Source organism: Belliella calami (genome assembly GCF_022549695.1).
In the GTDB taxonomy this organism is placed as follows: Bacteria; Bacteroidota; Bacteroidia; order Cytophagales; family Cyclobacteriaceae; genus Belliella; species Belliella calami.
This window is the reverse complement of record NZ_JAKZGS010000014.1, coordinates 57,747-77,153: the sequence shown is the minus strand read 5'-3', so window position 1 is coordinate 77,153 and position 19,407 is coordinate 57,747. Positions and strand designations below refer to the sequence as shown.

Genomic DNA, 19,407 nt, shown 5'->3' with positions numbered 1-19,407 from the left:
ATGGTAAGTTTCTAAGTTCAAGCATTTTTTTTCAACCTAAAGTTTTGTTTTGAAAAAATCTATTCTATATTTGTAGAACAACCTCTACAAAAACAGAACATGAATCTCTCCAACGCAGAAGAACATTTAATGAATATCATCTGGGAAAAGAAAAAGGCTTTTATGAAAGATATCCTAGAAGCCCATAGTGATCCGAAACCTGCTAGTACCACTGTGGCAACACTACTCAAAAGGTTGAGTGATAAAAAAGCAATCTCTTTTCAGGTTTATGGAAACTCCCGTGAGTACTATCCGCTGATTTCAAAAAGCGATTATTTCTCTGGAAAAGTTAACCTTCTGATCAAGACATTCTTCAATGACTCGCCTTCCCAGTTTGCTTCTTTTTTTACAAAAGAAACCGATTTGTCCGAAAAACAATTGGAATCACTGAAATCCATCATCGATGATCAATTAAAATCTAAGAAATCATGATACTCTACTTTATCAAGGTAGCTTTATTAATGACTGTTTTGTTAATAATCTACAAAGTCTTTTTGTCGAAAATCAACACGTTCAAGTTCAACAGGTTTTATTTGTTGCTGAGTTTGATGCTTTCATTGGTAGCTCCATTGATAGTCCTACCTGATTTTTTTCCGCAATTCCAAAATGTAAGTCATCAATTTGAAAGGATATTAGAATTTGATGAAAAGGAAAGTTTGCCGAATATGACAGAAAAGGCTTCTGATCCAAGCAATACTGTACTTCCTGTAGAATCTGATTTAAATTTTATTGAAAAATCTGAGAGCAAAAACCCACTTCCTTTCAAAAAATCCACTCTAATTTTTGTCTTATACTTAACTGGGATCACTTTTTTTACTTTTGTTTTTATCACCAAGATTTTGGGATTTTCGAAATTAATAAGATCCTACCAACAAGAGAATCAAGGTAATTTCAAATTTGTATTGCTTGATGAAGACACTTTGCCTTTCATTTTTCTCAATTATTTTTTCATCAACAAAGAAATCTATCAAAACAATCAACTTGAAAAAGAAATACTTGAGCATGAATTGACTCATATAAGACAAAAGCACAGCTTGGATATTTTATTTGTAGAGATCCTGAAAATCTTCTTATGGTTTAACCCAGTCGTATGGTTTTATAAAAACGTCATTCAACTCAACCACGAATACCTTGCAGACCAAGCTGTAAATGAAGCTTTCGAAAGCAGAACTGATTATCAATTGCTCTTGATTTCTAAGATTACCCAAAAGTCCGAGTCATTTGCCTTAAGCAGTTCCGTGAATTACTCCATCACTAAGAAAAGATTGCAGATGATGGCTGAAAAAACCCATAACTCTAAATCTATTTTGCTCAAAGGATATGCTATTGCATGTAGTTTTTTGGCCTTAGCGGCATTTAGCTCATCTGTACAGGGTTTTCAAGTCAACCCGATTGCAACTTTTTCTCAATCGATCGAAAAGTATGAAGAAGTGATTTCAAACGCGCTTGAGAAAGATGATCGATATAGTTTGGTTTTGAAAAATCTTGACATTGTAAGCTTGAGGGATACTTACAACTCATTGAGTGAAGAGGATAAGGAAAAAGTAAGTGAATTTCCTTTTCTTGAAGAATCAACTTTTCCGAAATTGAAGGAACTTCAAGAGAACTCGGATAAAATCAAAGTCACTTTCAAGTTTTCAAAACCACCTGCCAAAAAGACAATCAGGGAGGATGTATGGGAAAATTGGAAAAAAGGAAGTGATATCAAAATTGAAATAGACGATGAGTTGGTTGAAGTGAGTTTGGAAGATTATTCAAAAGAAGATTTTGCGCTTTATCAAGTTGTAGAGAATAAGCTCAATAGCAATCAAGATGTTGCATACATTTTGAAATTCACCACGCACGACTATTATGAAACCAAGCATATAAAAGTCAAAAAAGCCCTCCAACACATCATCGCAGAGTATCAGAACAATGACCAACTTGATGTTATGTATTTCATGAAAGACTTGAATAGGAAAAAAAACACTGGCGAAAATTTACAAGAAATCATCTTGGATGGAATCTTAACTCACGAGCAAAAAGTATACAAGGAAGGCCCTCACTATCACAAAGGAGTATTTATTCCTGCCTCTTTGACAAGAAATGGAGAATGGAAAAGTATAAACATTTTCAGAGACTAAGAATCCAAATTTTGATCAATGGTTTCATGATTTTCAGAAATGAAGCGTATATTTCCTTTTCATTTTAGCGACTATAAACAAATGAAAAGAAAACTTCTCAAACTATCATTCATTCTATTTCTCTGTTTTAATATCATTTCACCAAGCTTTGCACAGTCTTGGTTTGATGATGGATTGAGTCCTGATTTTCATCAGGGAAGAAGGGATTTATTAAGAGAAAAGCTGCCTGAGAATGCGGTTGCGGTGTTTTTCAACAATCCTGTCAAAAACAGATCAAACGATACAGATTTTGAATATAGGCCAAATTCAGACTTTTATTACCTCACAGGTTTTAGAGAACCCAATTCGGCTTTGATCGTATTCAAAACTCCCCAACAAATCGATGGGCAGGAAGTCAAAGAAATTATTTTTGTCCAAAAAAGAGATCCCAGAACAGAACAGTGGGAAGGCGAGAGATTAGGAATAGAGGGTGTCAAAGAAAAGCTGGGATTCAATACCGTCTTTTTGAATTCTGATTTCCTGAAAAATCCAAGTATAGACTTTTCTGCATTTTCCCAAACTTTGTCTTTCAATCTACCAGAAATGGAAGGTGGCCGACACAATTCTGAACTCAAAAGCATGCTTGAAGCTTTCAAAGCTGTAAATAAAAGCCCCGCAAGACCTTCTGATCAGATCCTCAATCAGATCATGAATCAGATGCGAGCGATCAAGACACCTGAAGAAGTGGCAATTATCAAAAAAGCAGTAGAAATCTCTGGTCATGGCCATATAGAATCATTTAAATCCATCAAGCCAGGCGTATCTGAAAGAGCTATTCAGGGTGTTCATGAATTTGTCCACAAAGCTATGGGCGCTGAATATGTGGGATATGGTTCTATCGCCGGAGCAGGCAACAACAGTACGATTCTACACTATGTGTACAACAGCGTGAGAGACTTGCAAGAAGGTGTGATGTTGATGGATATTGGTGCAGAATACAGAGGTTATTCTGGAGATATTACACGGACAGTTCCAGTAAAAGGTAAATTCTCTGAGGAAGAAAAAGCCATATATGAAATTGTATTGAATGCACTGGAAGAAAGTACCAAAGCGAGCAAACCAGGTTCTAGCTTTCAAGAAATCGGAGCTATTTCCAAAAAAATCATTGACAAAGGTTTAGCCGATTTGGGCATCATCAAATCAGGCGAAGGTCACCCCTATTTTCCACATGGAATTGGTCATCATTTGGGACTTGACGTGCATGATCGCGGTGGATATGGGGCTTTTGAACCAGGAATGGTCTTTACTATTGAGCCAGGAATATATATTCCAAACGGAGCAGATTGTGATCCAAAGTGGTGGGGCATTGGTGTTCGTATAGAAGATAATATTTTGATTACCGAAAATGGGTATGAAAATCTCAGCCAATTTGTCCCCAGAACTATTGCCGATATTGAGAAAACCATGAAAGAAGAAGGAATTTTGCAAAAGTTAAGTTTGGAGAAGTAATCTCACGCTGATTCCTCAGATTTCGCAGATTATTCTTTACGATGGCTTCTGAAGAGTAAGTTGACTGAAACGAGAACAGAAATACAACTAAAAAACCGCTGAATCTTTAAATTTCAGCGGTTTTTTTTTCACTCCAAACTTGAGCATTGTTCTACAGACAGGTATCAAACTGGCATTAATTCAAAATCATTCATCAACAAAATCTGCGTAATCCGCGTAATCTGCGTGCGATTTTTTTCATCCTTCATCCTTTAAATTCCTCCTTCATCCTTTCCTCAGTCTTTCTTTTTCAAATCACCCCTCTTGATAGATTGGATGAATTGTGACCATGCGAATGGATCTAGTAACCTGAAAGGCCTTGGGCCATAGCGATCTTGGATTTGCATGATTTGACCTTGTTGGAAACCTCGGAAATTCTCGTTTCCTGAGGCAGGCATATTCTCCGCCCAGCGCAAAAGTGTCTCTGGACTCATGTTCCCGCGTGTATCTACAGACATTGGTGCTTCGTAATTCATCGCCAAAACAGCATTCTTAAACTCTTCCTCACTTGGATATGGCATTACTTCGATCTCTGCCAAGGCGATTTCATCCTCTTGCATGGTTACGATCAGACTGATTTTATCATCAACCATTTCAACTGGTATAGTAAAGGACTGTCTTTTTAGACCTACGAAAGTGAAAACAACTGAATCTCCCTCCAATACAGGCATTGAAAAATATCCAAACCTGCCTGAACTGGTACCTCTACCTTTTTTTGGCACATAAATATTGACACCTGGCACAGCATCTGTACTATCGGCATTGAGGATAATGCCCGAAAGTTGGATTACTTTTCTTTCCTTTTGATCTTGCGCTTGTAAATTTTGAAATCCAAGTGCCAAAACAAAGAAAAATACAAAAACGGTTAAATATTGGATTTTATGCTTCAATTTTTTTTGAATTTATCTTTTTAATACGGCTTAGAAAAGCCTATGTTTAAACCACGATATAATTATAGGCTATTTTCGGGTCATTTACTCAATATTTAACCCGATTTCTTCGTTAAAAGTTATTAATGAGACTGAAAAACATTAGTTTGAGCTATGGAATGCGCATCTTCAAAGCCCTCTCAGAAGAGCCTCGAGTAAGAATAATCCATCTTTTGATCCAAAACAAAGAGCTCTCGATTTCTGATTTAGAACATATTTTAGATTTTACCCAAACAAAAACCAGCAGACACCTCATTTATCTCAAAAATGCAGGCTTGGTCGGTAGTCGTCGAGTCGATCAATGGACTTTTTATTATATTTTGGAAGAAGCAATTGAAATCATTAACCAGATTTTTAAGTTTATACAAAAAGACATCAACCTGATCAAAGATCAGGAAGTCTTTGAAATCCTTCACTCCAACAGGGAATTGGCGATCAACAAAATCCAAAACAATCCCTACCGTAAATAAATATTGTGAAAAAATACCAACATTTATTCTTCGATCTCGACCACACACTTTGGGACTATGATCGGAATGTGCAAGAATCCCTTACCGAATTGTATGAAGTCCACAAGCTAAGTGGACTAGGGTTCATTGACCCCCAAAAATTAATAGACGCATTCTACAATGTCAATTTCAAGCTTTGGGAAATGTACAATATCGGGCAAATCGATAGAGATAGTCTCCGAACAATTCGCTTCAAATTGGTATTCGAAAATGCTGGAGTTGATCCGCTAAGTGTCCCTGAACTTCTTGAGCCCGACTTTATGCATAGAACATCCACCAAAAACCATCTACTCCCCTACACTTTGGAGATTTTGGAATATCTCAAGCCAAAATACCCCATGCATATCATCACCAATGGGTTCAATGAAAGTCAAGCAAAAAAACTAAACGCGTCAGGACTAACTCCTTACTTTGACTTGATCATTACTTCGGAAACGACGGGACACAAAAAGCCTGATGCGAGGATTTTCCAATATGCTTTGGACAATCTTGGAATAAACAATGAAGGAGCGATCATGATTGGTGACAACCCTAATTCCGATATCCTTGGTGCCATTAATGCAAAAATCGATCAAGTCTATTTCGACCCACATAATAAAGGAATTGAGTTGAAACCGACACATACGATCAAACATTTGAAGGAATTGGAGGGGTTGCTGTGATTATATCAAAGTAACCATTAGTTTTGTTGAACTTTTGGATAAACTATGAAAAAACAAATTTTAATCTTCTTCTTTTTCGTCTCTTCATTTTCAGTTTTCGGACAACATTACGAAATAGGAATTCACGGAGGTATTTTCACGCCGATTGATTTCTGGTATTATGTAGATGGGAAAATCGGTGTAAATGCTGGATTAAAGTTCAATTATCATTTCAATGAAAAACTCACTCTTTCTTCCAATTATTTCCATGGAAACTTTCGCTTTTCTCCAGCTAAAGCAGAAGAAAGAATCAATGGTCAACGAGTTGGAAGAGAAAGTTCAAGAGTCAGTTTCAACGCTGTTTCTTTTATTTTTCTGAGAAAATTCTCCCTTCAAAATGATTGGCAAATCCATGTAGGGACGGGAATAGGTTATTATCTGGAGCATTGGGAAGGAGAAAAGAATTATATATCAGGAGAAAAGGATTATAGAAGAGATTTCACAATGCCAATTGAAGTCAATTTAAGTAAGGAAATATATGAAAATGTAATATTTGGAATCAAATCAGGAGCTTTCTTCACTCCATTTTACGTCTTTGGAGGATTTCATTTAGGTCCAGAATTAAGTTTTAGGTTTTAATAGTTATGAAAAGTTTATTTTTAACAATTTCAATAATCATAATTGGACTCATTCAAGTGTCTGCCCAAAAACTCGATTTAAATCTTGGATTTGGTAGCTATCGTGTCCCAAACCAAATAAAATTTGAATTACCTAGAGCAGGTTTCAACATGAATTTTGGATTGATTTACCAAATCAATGACAATTGGCAAATGGGAACCACAATCAACCATTCCGTCTTTAATTATGAAAGAGCCTCTTTAGCAAACACTCCATTATCTGTAGGCGATTTTATTACTTCTGGTAGAGTCAAGTCAGATCATTTGTACTTTTCCATTCAAAGGATAATCCAATTTCCTCACCAAATTGAGGCAAGCATCGGTGTAGGTGTCGGAGGATATATTGAAACTAATGAAAACTACATAGCAGGAAACTTTGATGAAGAAAGAGATCTTTACACTTCGATTTCTTGGAACAGAGTTATAGAAACAGGAATCCATTTTCCAATGATTTATTCAATTAGAAAAATTTTCGCAAATAAGATTCACCTCGGTTTAGAAGGAGGTGCCTTCTTTGACAAAAATCTTAACACAAGAGGTATCTTCATTGGTCCAAAAGCTGGTATTTTCCTCTAAAAAGCGTATCCAATTGAAACTTGAGGAGCAATAAGCTCAGCCGGGTCAGAAGTAAAAAATGGTGTTAAGCCTGCTCGCAAAAGAAATCCTGATTTAGAAACTCTCCTATAACCAACAATCCCATTAAACATAAGACCAGTTCCTGAAACTCTTGGATCTGAAATTGCTGATGTAGAATTGGTGCTAGACAGTAAAACCACTGTAGCCCCAAGTCCTAATTCTAAAAAGTTTCTCTTTTTACCTATCAGGCAATTAACAGCAATAGGAATAGTTGCAATGTTAAAGCCGTCTATTGCTGTGTAGCCCAGACCAGCCTTCGCTCCCAAACCCTTTGCCTGATCTTTGAATCTCCAATCATAGTTGAAGGAATAAAAAATTCCAGATCCCAAACCTTCTAGATATATCGCTTCTCTTTTGGTTTCATTTTGACTAATACCTGAAAAAGGAAAAGTTAAAATTAGAACTGATGCTGTAAAAAAGATTCTCGTGAAGTACATGAAAGCAAAAATAAATAAATATTTCTTAATCCTCCTTTTATATTGAACTAATCCCTGTTTAATGCAATTTGATTTTAACAACTAGAGACTTGTTTTTACCTTTGAACATTTTAGTATTGATAAAAGAACAGGATAAAAAAGGCATTCCAAGCCTAGTTTCTTATATTTGTGACATTCAGAAATCATATAAACTCCAAATAAATATGCTTAAAGGTTTTTTCAATGTACCGGCACCCAAAAACGAACCGGTAAAAGCTTATGCTCCGGGATCTCCGGAAAGAATCGAGCTACAAAAAACACTCAAAGAATTTAGATCCCAAGAAGTAGATGTACCTATGTACATCGGTTCTGAGGAAGTAAGAACAGGCAATAAAAAGCCCATGTCCCCTCCACATGACCATCAACACATTCTTGGGTATTTCCATGAAGGGGATGCCTCCCATGTAGAACAAGCAATCAATGCTGCCCTTGGCGCAAAAGAAGCTTGGGAATCCATGCAATGGGAACAAAGAGCTGCTATTTTCTTAAAAGCTGCTGACCTACTTGCTGGACCATATCGAGCTAAAATCAATGCTGCCACTATGCTTGGCCAATCGAAAAATGCGATGCAAGCGGAGATCGATGCAGCATGCGAATTCATTGATTTTTTGAGATTCAATGTACAGTATATGACTGAAATCTATGCTCAACAGCCACCTGTTTCTGGTGATGGGGTTTGGAATAGATTGGAACAAAGACCTTTGGAAGGATTTGTATTTGCATTGACCCCATTCAACTTCACTGCTATCGCAGGAAACCTACCTACTTCTGCTGCCATGATGGGCAACACGATTGTTTGGAAGCCAGCATACACACAGATCTATTCTGCCAAAGTATTGATGGATGTATTCAAAGAAGCCGGTGTGCCTGATGGGGTGATCAACTTGATTTACGTGGACGGCCCTACTGCTGGAGAAATCATCTTCAACCACCCTGATTTTGCGGGGATCCATTTTACTGGTTCTACAGGCGTATTCCAACATATCTGGAAAACAATCGGTAGCAACATCTACAAGTACAAATCTTATCCACGAATCGTAGGAGAAACTGGAGGAAAAGATTTTGTAATCGCCCACAAGTCCGCCAACCCTAAAGCTGTGGCAGTAGGACTTTCAAGAGGAGCATTCGAATTCCAAGGACAAAAATGTTCTGCAGCTTCCCGTGCTTACATTCCAAGCAATATTTGGGAAGATGTGAAAAAATATTTGCTTGAAGATCTTGCCGACATGAAAATGGGGCCTACAGAAGATTTTACCAACTTCATCAATGCGGTAATCGACGAGAAATCATTTGATAAAATCAGCAACTATATCACTGAAGCAAAGTCAGCTGATGGTGTAGAAGTGATCGCAGGAGGTAATTTTGACAAGTCAAAAGGCTACTTCATCGAACCTACAGTATTGGTAACCACAGATCCTATGTACACGACTATGCAAGAAGAAATCTTCGGCCCTGTATTGACGATCTATGTGTACAATGCTGAGCATTTTGAGACTGCTCTTGAATTGGTAGATCAAACTTCACCATACGCTTTGACTGGCGCTATATTTTCTACTGATAGATATGCGATCGAATTGGCTACCCAAAAATTGAGAAATGCTGCGGGTAACTTCTACATCAATGACAAGCCAACAGGTGCGGTAGTAGGTCAGCAGCCATTTGGAGGAGCGAGAGCTTCTGGAACAAATGACAAAGCCGGATCTATGATCAACTTACTTAGATGGGTTTCTCCAAGAACAATCAAGGAAACTTTCGTTTCTCCTGTAGATTACAAATATCCATTCCTTGGGGAAGATAAATAGATAGCTGATAAGTTTTTGACATCGAGAGATCTTGAGAGGTAGAGAGTGATATATACTGCGCGATATACATAGATATAAGCCTTCGGCGATATATTTGGGTGCAGGTAAAATAAAGCTTAATCTTAAAAACAGGTTATCTTGAATCTAAGAATAACAATCACGAAGTGGTTAAACCTTACATAACTTGTCCGCCGTGGCGGAGCCCTGGGTCGCAAACCAGGGATTTAGGGGGAAAATTGACATGACAACCCCGAATGGGGATGAAATAAATATCTGTTAGTAGCCAAAAGCTATATCAATAAAAAAACACCCTAAGTTTATTTTCTTAGGGTGCTTTTTTGTGATGACCCCAAAAACTTTTTAAATCATTGATTTTCTTGGCCATTGGTTTTTAGTTTCTGAACAAAGACCTTATTTTTAACTTTATATTAAATCATTTTAAAAAGCAATCATGAAGTACTTTTATCATTTTCTAGCATTTTCTTTATTCGGTATGTTATTTTCCTGTAACTCTTCCAATGAGGAAAATATGGAGTTTAGGGAAATAAAAATTACCGAGGCTGATATCATTTCTTTTGATGAAGTAGTCGATGAAATCGAATTTATACCATTTTTGATTCCAGAAGATTCTCCTTTAAAACTCTCAGCAAACGAACCACATCTGGAAATTGATGATAAAATCTATTTTTCAGTAGGCGATTTCAGAGATGCTTCCATTCATGTTTTTGCTCTTAATGGGAAGTATGAACAAACTTTCAAAAAACAAGGTGATGGACCTGAGGAATATCCATATATCAATGGAATTGACTTGATTGACGACAAATTAGCAATTTGGGATCAAAGAGGAACGTTCAAACTTTATAACAAGACAAATTTTGATTTTGAGGGTGTCAAAAAACTAGCTGGCGTTGATATTAACTTCATTCCATTTTATCAATCCTTAGGGGATGGGAAATGGATTTTGGTAGATGATTACAGTGGTGAAGTCGATGAAAATAGTTATTATCCCGTTTTCCAACTTTTAAACGAAAAAACCGAAGAGATCAAGCCATTATCTCCAAAAACTAGAGAAGTCACTGCAAATCTCATCGAAGGACAAATCGCGGAAATGTCTGATAAATCCTATATCTTGAATTTTGGAGCATCTGACACAGTTTATCATTTCAAAAATGACAGCATCAAACCTTGGATCAAACTCAATCTTGCAGACAACAATTTACCTGAAGATTCAAAACTAGATCCAGAATACTTTTTTGAAAACATCTTACTCAATCAAGCAAACAACATTAATGTTGGTACAGCCATAGCAGCAAATGATATTGTCCGAATTGCCGTATTCGGTATAAAAAAATCTCCAGAAATCATTCAAGATGATTTGGATTCATTTCCAATTCAGCACCTTTATATTCAATACCCAAGTATGGAATTTAAAGTAACTAAGGCTTTTGGAGCTTTTGGAGGAAAAGGTTATGAAAAAGATGGCTACTTTTATGAAGTGTTGTTCGCTGAAAATATTTTAGCTTATTTGGAGAGCAATTACTTTGGGAAATATGCTGCACAGCTAGAAGCAGCAATTGAAAATCTTGTAGATGAAGAAGATCCTATTTTGCTTAAATATAACGTTAGGGTCAAATGAAAAACTTGAAAACCAGCATTTTCGTATTGCTTTTATTGCAATTGATTTATTCTTGTTCGTCTGATAAAAACCAGATAAAAATGCAAATAGATGGCGATTTGGTGAGTTTTGCTGTCGACACTATTTACTTGGAGAAAGACTTAGAAACAAAATCTCTCCCGGCAGAATTTACTTATCTAAAAGAAGGAAACAAAGAATTTTTGCTTGGGAGATCAGGATACAATTTGTTAAAGTATGAATATCCTACGGGAAAATTGGTTTCCAAAACTACCTTCGAGAAAGAAGGCCCTGATGGGATTGGTAGCTTCTTTTCGGGAAATTTGATTGCTAAGGATGGAATATTCTTTATTTCCAATCAAAAGGAAATCACGCATACTGACTTTGACGGCAAAGTCCTCAATCGCCATCCTTTACCAGAAACTCCAGCAGATAGATTGGCAGCAAACTTTAGCGCCAACCGTGGCAATAAAATGTATTGGAATGGCGAAAAAGAAACACTGATGGTTACAGATGTACCATTTCTGCTCAAAGAAAAACTGATGAATTATAGAGATTGGGTTTGGGAATTTGACCTTAAAGAAAACACAAGAGATGTAGCTTTACAATTTAACTTCCCGAAGGAATACCATGATTATTTTGACGATCCTGAACTAGGTGTTTATTTTCATTTATTTTTGAAAAAAACCAATCAACATTTAGTAGCCTTTCCTGCCACGGATTCAATTTTGGTTTTTAGTGAAGGGAATTCTTCAAAGATTTTTGCCGGAAGTAATTCCCAGGTAGAATTTAAAAAAGGGAAGACAGAAGCCCAAGGTGAATACACAGTATTTTTGCCAAGTGTTGAAACCAGCAGATATCAGTCGATGATGCATGATCCTTATCAAGGTCTAATTTTTAGACATCTTATCATCGAACAAGGCAAAAATGAAAATGAAGTTTTTTCAAAAAATAGCTTTGTGATTTTGGATGAATCTCTTTCCAAAATTGGGAAAGTTAGTTTTTCCAGCAGAACAATCAGTAGTTTGGGATTTTGTACACCAAATGGACTTTATCTCAAAATGATGAATCAGAATTCAGATGATCAAGAAGCATATGTAAGGTTTATTTTTTAAACTTCTTTGACAACCCATCGTATATCTACTTCATCAAAATCAGCTTTCTCAAGTTCTTTTCTGACTTGATCCAATTCGAAGGTTTTGTCTGATATTTTATCAAAATAATAAATTAAAACTCTCTCTTTATCCATATTTTTTTCTCAGATGTTTAATCTAATTTAGTAGATCTATAATATTTTAAAGATTATTAAGGAAACTTTCCTCTTTATAAATTGAGTTGAATTTAAATCAAAAATTTTATTCCTGTTCTTTTTTCATCTATATAAAGATTTTTAAACTACCATCAGTAGGGAACTCAAATTTTCACATTGGATAAAAGAATGAATTTGACTATTTTGAGAGATAATTCTACTTCAATTTCTAAGGTCTTTTTTAAAAAATCCATTATGAAAAAAACTTCATTTCCTCTCATTTTATTTGCTTTCCTTTTTATTCATTGCTCCCCTACGCTACAAACCGATGAGAAATTAGATAATGCGTATCTTGATTTTTCCAAAAGAGATGATCAGTTTGAAGGGGGAATCAAAATGATACCTATCCAAACACCTAAAGGGGAGTTTAAAGTTTGGACGAAACGTGTTGGCAACAATCCAAAAATGAAGGTTCTTTTACTTCATGGAGGACCTGGGATGACACATGAACTGTACTCATGTTTTGATGGTTACTTTCCGGCTGAAGGCATAGAATATATCTACTATGATCAACTTGGATCCTATTATTCCGATCAGCCTGAAGATCAGGATTTGTGGACAATAGACAGGTTTGTGGATGAGGTGGAGCAAGTGAGAATCGCTTTGGGGCTCAACGAGGACAACTTTTACCTTTTTGGCCAATCATGGGGCGGAATGCTTGCAATGGAATATGCATTGAAACATCAGGATAAGCTCAAGGGGCTGATTATCTCAAATATGATGTCGAGTTTGGACGAGTATGAAAAGTATGCCAAAGAAGTACTTGGGCCTCAAATGCCTGAAGAAGTATTTCAGGAAATAATGAAGATCGAAGACGAAGAAGATTTTCAAAATCCACGTTATGAAGAATTGTTGATGGAACACCACTACCAGTACCATGTGCTGCGTAAGCCTTTAGCAGAATGGCCTGAAGCCGTTCTTCGAACCCTCAAACATCTTAATCCAAATGTTTATGTTTATATGCAAGGATTTTCTGAGTTTGGCATAACTTCTGGAGCTACGCTAAAAGGTTGGGATAGGAGTGCTGATTTGAATAAGATTGAAGTACCTACTTTGGTGATAGGTGCAGGTCATGATACCATGGATCCTACTCATATGGAATGGATGTCAAAAGAAGTTATAAATGGCAAATACTTATTCTGTCCAGACGGCAGTCACCTTTCCCAATACGATGACCAGAAAGTTTTCTTTCAAGGGCTAATTAATTTTGTAAAAGAAGTAGATAAAAACACAACAAACTAAACTCACTATGAACATTTTGAAATCATTATTAATCTTATTTTTAGTTTCATTTTCCATTTTAGCCTCAGCTCAAGATTCTCGATATTTTGAAATGCGAACTTATACAGCACATGAAGGCAAACGTTCTGATCTGATTAGCAGATTTGAAAACCACACACTACAGCTTTTTGAGAAAAATGGGATTGAAAACATTGCATATTTTATACCATTAGACCCAACTGATTATAAGCTGACTTTTATAATTGCATATCCAGATAAGGATTCTAGAGAAAAACTCTGGGAAAAATTCGCCAATGACCCTGAATGGACAAAAGTAAAAAACAGCTCTGAATCCAACGGACCTTTGGTTTCCAACATTGAGCAGACCTTTATGGTGAATGCCAATGATCTAAGCCCAGAAATGAGCAAACTCTCCTCAAAAAAGAAAATTTTCGAGCTTCGTAAGTATGATTTAGAACCGGGGAAAGTTGATGCGATCAATGCAAGATTTAGAGATTACACTAGAGAAATATTCCCTCGTTATGGAATGACCAATGTAATGTACTGGTACACAGTAGAGGAAGAAGGCGTACAGCCAAAACTGGTCTATTTGCTAGCACATAAAAATGAAAAAATGGCTAATTTTGGGAATGCCAAATTTGAGGAAGATGCTGATTGGAAAAAAATCAAAGCAGCCTCAGAAATGAATGGTCCGATTGTAAAAAAAGTAGAAATGAAATACCTGAAAGCATTGTCATTTTCTCCAATGAAATAAAATTAAAGGAGTATCTGCAATTTAAAATTTTATGAGTATCTGCAATGTTGCACGTTACGTAATAAGTAGCTTTGTAAGTTGCTGATACTCGTCAGCAGACAACAGTTCACAGTCAACAGAACCAAGAATCGTTCATCCGACAATCTATTGTTAGGCTACATGCAAGAATGCGGATAGTCATATTAAAATTTTAAACCTAAATTAATCGGGTATAAATTGCAGATACTCTTTAACAATTATTTGATTTTGCGTCTGTGTAGTAGAGGACAGTTTTTCACCACAGCACAGTTATCAGGATACCAATGTGATTATACAGAAATTTTTGATGTGAATTTGTTAATTTGATTAATATAAAAGCTACCCCATTCCCCTTCTCCTGAATTGAAGCCAGAGAGACGCTCACCTTCAAAACTGATTATTTCACATCTATTCCTAGTACTATTTCTAAATTTCAAAACATCTTCGGTTGGTGTAATTTCATCTTTACTCGCTGAAAAAATCAATATTGGTAAATTTAAACTCTCAATACTTCTTATATAATCTACATCCTTTTCGGGCTGAATTATTGAAACTCCCTTCTGCTTTTCTATTCTTTCAGTTATCAAAGATAAATTAGTAACAAACCCTTCAACAACAAGGAAACTAATTTTATCTTGTAGTTTTTCAATAGCTTTAACAGCAATTATTGACCCCATAGACATTCCCCAAATCCCAATTTTTTTATTAGGGAACTTTTGATGGATAAAATCACCTACCGCAATCAAATCTGTTGCAAACTCTTTGTAATAGAGCATATCTCTTTCGATTGAAAAATCAGAGCTTTTCCCAAAGCCTCTATAATCAAAAGTAACTACTGTGTAACCCTGGCCCACCAGTATCGAAGAATGATAAACAAAATAAGACATATTTCCTGCATCGGGATATGCCAAAATGATCAATTTTCCATTATCATTTTCAACATTTGCAGAATACACCCAAGTATTTATATCAAAACCATCATTTGTCTTAATTCTCAATGATTCATAATTCAAACCCAAAGAATCTGGAGTACGGATATATTCTCTATCTGGATTTATAGCATGCATCTTCACGATTGAACAAAAAAGTACAAAAACCAAAAAAATTTTTAAATTATTTAATAAATGAGTAGCCAATCCAGTCAAAATACTATTTTTATAATTTCTCAATCTTCACCTCCATTATCCCTACGGAGATATTCTTTACCTCCACATTCAATAAATTTAACTTTTTTCACACCACCATCTTGGCTTTTTGAAACATATTCGCCAGTAAGTATTCCATCTAAATCAACTTCCCTCGTAATTGACCACAATTTTGAAGTCCCATCTTCATTGAACACTCTATAAGTAAACACCCCTGTTTTCTTATTCCGCCGCAAATCCTGGTCAATTACATAAGATAATTGGGCACCTGAATCATCTGTTTCAACCAAATACACAGTACATGAACCTCCTATTTCCTCAAACTCCGAACATGATAGAGAAAAAAACAAGACAAATGCAATCACCCAAATAGACTTCTTCATTTTAAATTCTTTTCTACGAATATATCAGGGCTACGAACTATTTCCAACTATTAGTTCAATGAAATAAGTTTTGAATTGAAAACTTCCATTTTAAAATCATTAAGCATAAAAAAACCGCCATCTTTTCAGAAGGCGGTGTGTTTTTTCTGTTTAAAATCTTATGGCTCTAAAGCAGCTACTCCTGGAAGTACTTTACCTTCCATATGCTCCAATAGTGCTCCACCTCCGGTAGATACATAGGATACTTTGTCAGTAAACCCAAATTTGTTTACTGCTGCTGCTGAGTCTCCTCCACCTATCAAAGAAAATGCACCTCCTTCTGTAGCTGCAGCAACTGCTTCAGCAATAGCAACTGTACCGTGTACAAAGCTACTCATCTCAAATACACCCATTGGGCCATTCCACAAGATGGTTTTTGAATTTTTGACAACTTCGGCAAATTGCTTCCTAGTCTCAGGTCCAATATCCAATCCCATCCATCCGTCCGGAATCTCACCACTTACAGCCATCCCTTGCTCTGCATCATTCGCAAAAGCTTTTGAGATCACTGTATCTACTGGCAAAATCAAATTAACACCTTTTAATTTTGCTTTTTCCATCAGTTCAAGCACGTAATCCAACTTGTCCATTTCACAAAGGGAGTCTCCTATCGATCCCCCTTTTGCTTTGGCAAAAGTATAAGACATTCCGCCTCCGATGATCAAATTGTCAACTTTATCCAACAATCTTTCTATTATCAAGATTTTGTCGGTGATTTTTGCACCACCCATAATTGCTGTATATGGTCTTTCTGGATTTTCCATTACCTTATCTGCATTTTCAAGTTCAGATTGAAGTAAATAACCAGATACTTTAGTATCAAAAAACTTAGCTATCACTGCAGTGGAAGCATGTGCTCTGTGAGCGGTACCGAATGCATCATTCACATATACATCTCCAAGGTCAGCAAGTTTTTTGGCAAAAACCTCATCCCCTTTTTCTTCTTCTTTATAAAATCTAAGATTCTCCAGCAGTAGAATTTCTCCTGGCTGAAGTCCCTCTGCCAATTGCACAGCTTCCTGTCCAATACAATCTGGTGCAAACTTCACTTTCGTTCCTGAAAGTTTCTGAAGTTCATTCACCACATGCTTCAAGGAAAATTTGTCAGTAGGTCCATCCTTTGGTCTTCCAAGGTGAGACATCAAGATCACTGAACCACCATCTTTCAATATTTTTTCAATTGTAGGAATTGCAGCACTGATTCTTGTACCGTCAGACACATTCAAGTGCTCATCCAAAGGGACATTGAAATCAACTCTTACCAGTGCTTTCTTTCCAGCAAAGTCAAGGTTATCTACGTTTTTAATTCTTTTGTTCATGATTTATAGTGTTTATTAGGTTCAATTATTATTGATAGTCAATCAAATGATCACTTTGCGGCGGCTCTTCTCAAGCGATCATTGATAGCTTTCCCAAGTCCTTCCTCTGGCATTAGCTCTGCTAAAATTACAGAAACATCCATGCTATCCAAAATCCTCATCGACGCAAATAGATTTTTTGCAGCTTCGTGCAAATCTGCCTGGGGACTCAGAATGACTATTTTTTTACAATCAAGCTCTTCAAAGGAATCTCTAAAGCTCATTACAGCAAAATCAATTCCCTTATCGGTATATTCTTCAATTAGTTTTGGTAAATCCCCCAAAACAAATGGTTTTGTAGGAGAATAGTGACTTTGTAGCAATCCAGGTGCTTTTGGATTACTGGAGGAATGGGCAACTTGATGGATTTCCCCCACTTTTTCTTCTATCAATCTCAAATCAATTCCTCCCAGCCTATAAACTGTAACCTTCCCATTTTCCATCCCAACGATAGTACTTTCCAAACCGACTTCACAAGACCCTCCATCAAGTATATAGCTTATTTTTTGGCCAAGCTGATCATTCACATGACTGGCTTTGGTTGGGCTAATATACCCAAAAGGATTTGCACTAGGGGCTGCCAGTGGAAAATCTAATTCAGTTAGCAATTCCTTTGTCAAAGGATGGGAAGGAATTCGCACTGCTACAGTATCCAAGCCACTTGTAACCAAATCCGGTACAATAGATTTTCTTGGAAGTAAAAGTGTCAATGGCCCCGGCCAGAAGCTATCAGCAAGGATTTTTAGATCTTCAGGAATTTCTTTTACAAAATCCAGAACTCTTTCTATGCCCGAAGTATGCAAAATCAACGGATCAAAACTGGGTCTATTTTTGGTCTCAAAAATTTTCGAAACAGCATCAGCATTCAATGCATTTCCTGCCAAGCCATAGACTGTCTCAGTTGGAATTCCAACCAATTTACCAGCTTCTAGGATTTGCTTTGCCTTCGAAATATCTTTTCCTATTTCAGCCATTAATCTTGACAAAAATCATCTACCCAAGTTTTCGCATCACCATAGCCCAAACTCAGAGCCATTTTGAGGTTGGCACATCCATCTTCTTTTTGACTAAGAGCGCTTAGTTGCGTCACACCCAAAAGGTAATAGGCTGCTCCATTTTCTCCATCAAGATTGATGGAATAAACCAATGACTCCATTCCGCCCAAAGGATCACTATTTCCAAGTTGTGCTTTGGCTTTGTTGAAATGCACAAGTGCTTGATTGGGATTTACTTGAAGTGCCATGTCAAAATCCATGATCGCATCTTCATATTCTTCCAATGCCAACAAAGCCAATCCTCTGTTGTAATAAATATCTGTTTGTTCAGGATCTAAACCATTTGCGAAATTATAATCTCTAACGGCTTCTTTGAAAGCTTTCTTTTCCAGATAAGCATTCCCTCTATTGAAAAATGGTTTGTAAGAAGTGGAGTCTATATTAATTGAGTTGGTGAATGACACCACTGCCTCATCAAAATTCCCGTTTTGGAATAAAGCAACTCCTTTCGCATTATGAGCGGATGTATTGGAACCATTTTTCTCAATCACTCTATCAAAGTACCCTATTGCTTTTGAAAACTCTGATTTTTCGAGTGATTTCACACCTTCATCAAATAATTCTTGCTCTGATGCTCCACAAGCTGTCATCATGGCGATTGCTACAATACAAAAGAAAATTTTTCTCACGTCTTTTTAATTTTGCATGCAAAGATAAGGATTTATCCTGCGACAGATGAGCTATTTTTCATTTTTGATGCGTATTCTTCTGGAAGCGGTACAGGCTTCATGGTTTTCATATCTACAGCTACCATTATCGTACTTGCTTTGGCAAAAACTATATCTTCGCCCTTTAGGTTTTTGCCCAAAATAACCTGCTCCAATGTGAATGAAGTATTGCCTATTTTTGTACACTTGATATACACAGAAGGTGAATCATGGACATGGATTGGTGTGAAAAAATCAATATTGACATTTGCTACCACAGTCCCAAAAGCCATAATATCCCAGTCACAAATTTTGTGAAGATACTCCGCTCTTGCATGTTCAAAGTAATTGAAGTAGATCCCATTATTTACATGCAAATAGCCATCAATGTCAGAAAACCTCACTTGAATAGGGACAAAAAAAGAAAAAGAGGATTTCACCTCTTCGATTGAGATTTTTTCCATA

The 19,407-nt window shown here is 36.4% G+C and carries 21 protein-coding genes; 12 read left to right on the top strand and 9 right to left on the bottom strand.

Annotation, left to right across the window (positions count from 1 at the left end):
• Window positions 1-99 precede the first annotated feature (99 nt).
• The 3 genes from MM236_RS15060 (at window position 100) to MM236_RS15050 (ending at window position 3,650) form a co-directional block, all read left to right on the top strand.
• Window positions 100-471 carry a BlaI/MecI/CopY family transcriptional regulator gene (locus MM236_RS15060; RefSeq protein ID WP_241275815.1) on the top strand — a complete coding sequence of 124 codons (372 nt, stop codon included), beginning with the start codon at window positions 100-102 and terminating at the stop codon, window positions 469-471.
• Window positions 468-2,162: a M56 family metallopeptidase gene (locus MM236_RS15055; protein ID WP_241275814.1), complete on the top strand. Its 1,695-nt coding sequence runs from the start codon at window positions 468-470 to the stop codon at window positions 2,160-2,162. Before MM236_RS15060 ends, MM236_RS15055 begins: the two co-directional genes overlap by 4 nt.
• Window positions 2,163-2,243: 81 nt before the next feature.
• Window positions 2,244-3,650 (top strand): aminopeptidase P N-terminal domain-containing protein, encoded by a 1,407-nt coding sequence (locus MM236_RS15050; RefSeq protein WP_241275813.1) that lies wholly within the window; start codon window positions 2,244-2,246, stop codon window positions 3,648-3,650.
• A gap of 275 nt (window positions 3,651-3,925) precedes the next feature.
• Here MM236_RS15050 and MM236_RS15045 read toward each other — a convergent pair whose 3' ends face one another.
• Complete coding sequence (locus tag MM236_RS15045) at window positions 3,926-4,531, bottom strand: carboxypeptidase-like regulatory domain-containing protein (RefSeq protein ID WP_241275852.1); 606 nt, start codon at window positions 4,529-4,531, stop codon at window positions 3,926-3,928.
• Window positions 4,532-4,704: 173 nt separating this feature from the next.
• Between MM236_RS15045 and MM236_RS15040 the strand changes: the two genes are divergently transcribed.
• Genes MM236_RS15040 through MM236_RS15025 form a run of 4 tightly spaced genes read left to right on the top strand, consistent with a single transcriptional unit; the run spans window position 4,705 to window position 7,021 of the window.
• Window positions 4,705-5,088 carry an ArsR/SmtB family transcription factor gene (locus MM236_RS15040; RefSeq protein WP_241275812.1) on the top strand — a complete coding sequence of 128 codons (384 nt, stop codon included), beginning with the start codon at window positions 4,705-4,707 and terminating at the stop codon, window positions 5,086-5,088.
• A gap of 5 nt (window positions 5,089-5,093) precedes the next feature.
• Window positions 5,094-5,789: a YjjG family noncanonical pyrimidine nucleotidase gene (locus MM236_RS15035; RefSeq protein ID WP_241275811.1), complete on the top strand. Its 696-nt coding sequence runs from the start codon at window positions 5,094-5,096 to the stop codon at window positions 5,787-5,789.
• A gap of 45 nt (window positions 5,790-5,834) precedes the next feature.
• A complete protein-coding gene (locus MM236_RS15030) occupies window positions 5,835-6,407 on the top strand; it encodes a hypothetical protein (RefSeq protein WP_241275810.1) in 573 nt (190 codons plus the stop codon).
• A 5-nt stretch (window positions 6,408-6,412) separates the two neighbouring features.
• Window positions 6,413-7,021, top strand: coding sequence for a hypothetical protein (locus MM236_RS15025; RefSeq protein WP_241275809.1), 609 nt, complete (start codon window positions 6,413-6,415; stop codon window positions 7,019-7,021).
• Here MM236_RS15025 and MM236_RS15020 read toward each other — a convergent pair.
• A complete protein-coding gene (locus tag MM236_RS15020; RefSeq protein WP_241275808.1) occupies window positions 7,018-7,599 on the bottom strand; it encodes a hypothetical protein in 582 nt (193 codons plus the stop codon). The genes MM236_RS15025 and MM236_RS15020 overlap by 4 nt on opposite strands.
• A 122-nt stretch (window positions 7,600-7,721) precedes the next feature.
• Here MM236_RS15020 and pruA point away from each other — a divergent pair, with 122 nt between their 5' ends.
• From pruA to MM236_RS15005, 3 genes are all read left to right on the top strand, one after another.
• Window positions 7,722-9,359 carry an L-glutamate gamma-semialdehyde dehydrogenase gene (gene pruA, locus MM236_RS15015; RefSeq protein WP_241275807.1) on the top strand — a complete coding sequence of 546 codons (1,638 nt, stop codon included), beginning with the start codon at window positions 7,722-7,724 and terminating at the stop codon, window positions 9,357-9,359.
• Window positions 9,360-9,810: 451 nt separating this feature from the next.
• Window positions 9,811-10,995 (top strand): 6-bladed beta-propeller, encoded by a 1,185-nt coding sequence (locus MM236_RS15010; protein ID WP_241275806.1) that lies wholly within the window; start codon window positions 9,811-9,813, stop codon window positions 10,993-10,995.
• Window positions 10,992-12,107 (top strand): DUF4221 family protein, encoded by a 1,116-nt coding sequence (locus MM236_RS15005; RefSeq protein WP_241275805.1) that lies wholly within the window; start codon window positions 10,992-10,994, stop codon window positions 12,105-12,107. Before MM236_RS15010 ends, MM236_RS15005 begins: the two co-directional genes overlap by 4 nt.
• Here the strand turns inward: MM236_RS15005 and MM236_RS15000 are convergent.
• Window positions 12,104-12,241 (bottom strand): hypothetical protein, encoded by a 138-nt coding sequence (locus tag MM236_RS15000; protein ID WP_241275804.1) that lies wholly within the window; start codon window positions 12,239-12,241, stop codon window positions 12,104-12,106. The genes MM236_RS15005 and MM236_RS15000 overlap by 4 nt on opposite strands.
• Before the next feature lie 255 nt (window positions 12,242-12,496).
• On the opposite strand from MM236_RS15000, the gene MM236_RS14995 reads away from it, so the two are divergent.
• Both MM236_RS14995 and MM236_RS14990 read left to right on the top strand, forming a co-directional pair.
• Window positions 12,497-13,543: a proline iminopeptidase-family hydrolase gene (locus tag MM236_RS14995; RefSeq protein ID WP_241275803.1), complete on the top strand. Its 1,047-nt coding sequence runs from the start codon at window positions 12,497-12,499 to the stop codon at window positions 13,541-13,543.
• 7 nt (window positions 13,544-13,550) lie between these two features.
• Window positions 13,551-14,297 carry an NIPSNAP family protein gene (locus MM236_RS14990; protein ID WP_241275802.1) on the top strand — a complete coding sequence of 249 codons (747 nt, stop codon included), beginning with the start codon at window positions 13,551-13,553 and terminating at the stop codon, window positions 14,295-14,297.
• 308 nt (window positions 14,298-14,605) lie between these two features.
• Here the strand turns inward: MM236_RS14990 and MM236_RS14985 are convergent, their stop codons facing one another.
• The 6 genes from MM236_RS14985 to MM236_RS14960 all read right to left on the bottom strand — a co-directional run bounded on the left by MM236_RS14985 (window position 14,606) and on the right by MM236_RS14960 (window position 19,406).
• Entirely contained in the window at window positions 14,606-15,226 is a 621-nt protein-coding gene (locus MM236_RS14985; RefSeq protein WP_241275801.1) for an alpha/beta hydrolase, read from the bottom strand.
• Window positions 15,227-15,480: 254 nt separating this feature from the next.
• On the bottom strand, window positions 15,481-15,843 hold the full coding sequence (locus tag MM236_RS14980) for a hypothetical protein (RefSeq protein WP_241275800.1): 363 nt from the start codon (window positions 15,841-15,843) through the stop codon (window positions 15,481-15,483).
• Window positions 15,844-16,001: 158 nt separating this feature from the next.
• Window positions 16,002-17,201 (bottom strand): phosphoglycerate kinase, encoded by a 1,200-nt coding sequence (locus MM236_RS14975; RefSeq protein ID WP_241275799.1) that lies wholly within the window; start codon window positions 17,199-17,201, stop codon window positions 16,002-16,004.
• Between the two features lie 50 nt (window positions 17,202-17,251).
• On the bottom strand, window positions 17,252-18,214 hold the full coding sequence (locus MM236_RS14970) for an L-threonylcarbamoyladenylate synthase (protein WP_241275798.1): 963 nt from the start codon (window positions 18,212-18,214) through the stop codon (window positions 17,252-17,254).
• Window positions 18,214-18,885, bottom strand: a complete 672-nt coding sequence (locus tag MM236_RS14965; protein WP_255742812.1) for a tetratricopeptide repeat protein — start codon at window positions 18,883-18,885, stop codon at window positions 18,214-18,216. The genes MM236_RS14970 and MM236_RS14965 overlap by 1 nt, the downstream gene beginning before the upstream one ends.
• A gap of 71 nt (window positions 18,886-18,956) precedes the next feature.
• Window positions 18,957-19,406, bottom strand: a complete 450-nt coding sequence (locus MM236_RS14960; RefSeq protein ID WP_241275796.1) for an acyl-CoA thioesterase — start codon at window positions 19,404-19,406, stop codon at window positions 18,957-18,959.
• Window position 19,407: the final 1 nt, after the last annotated feature.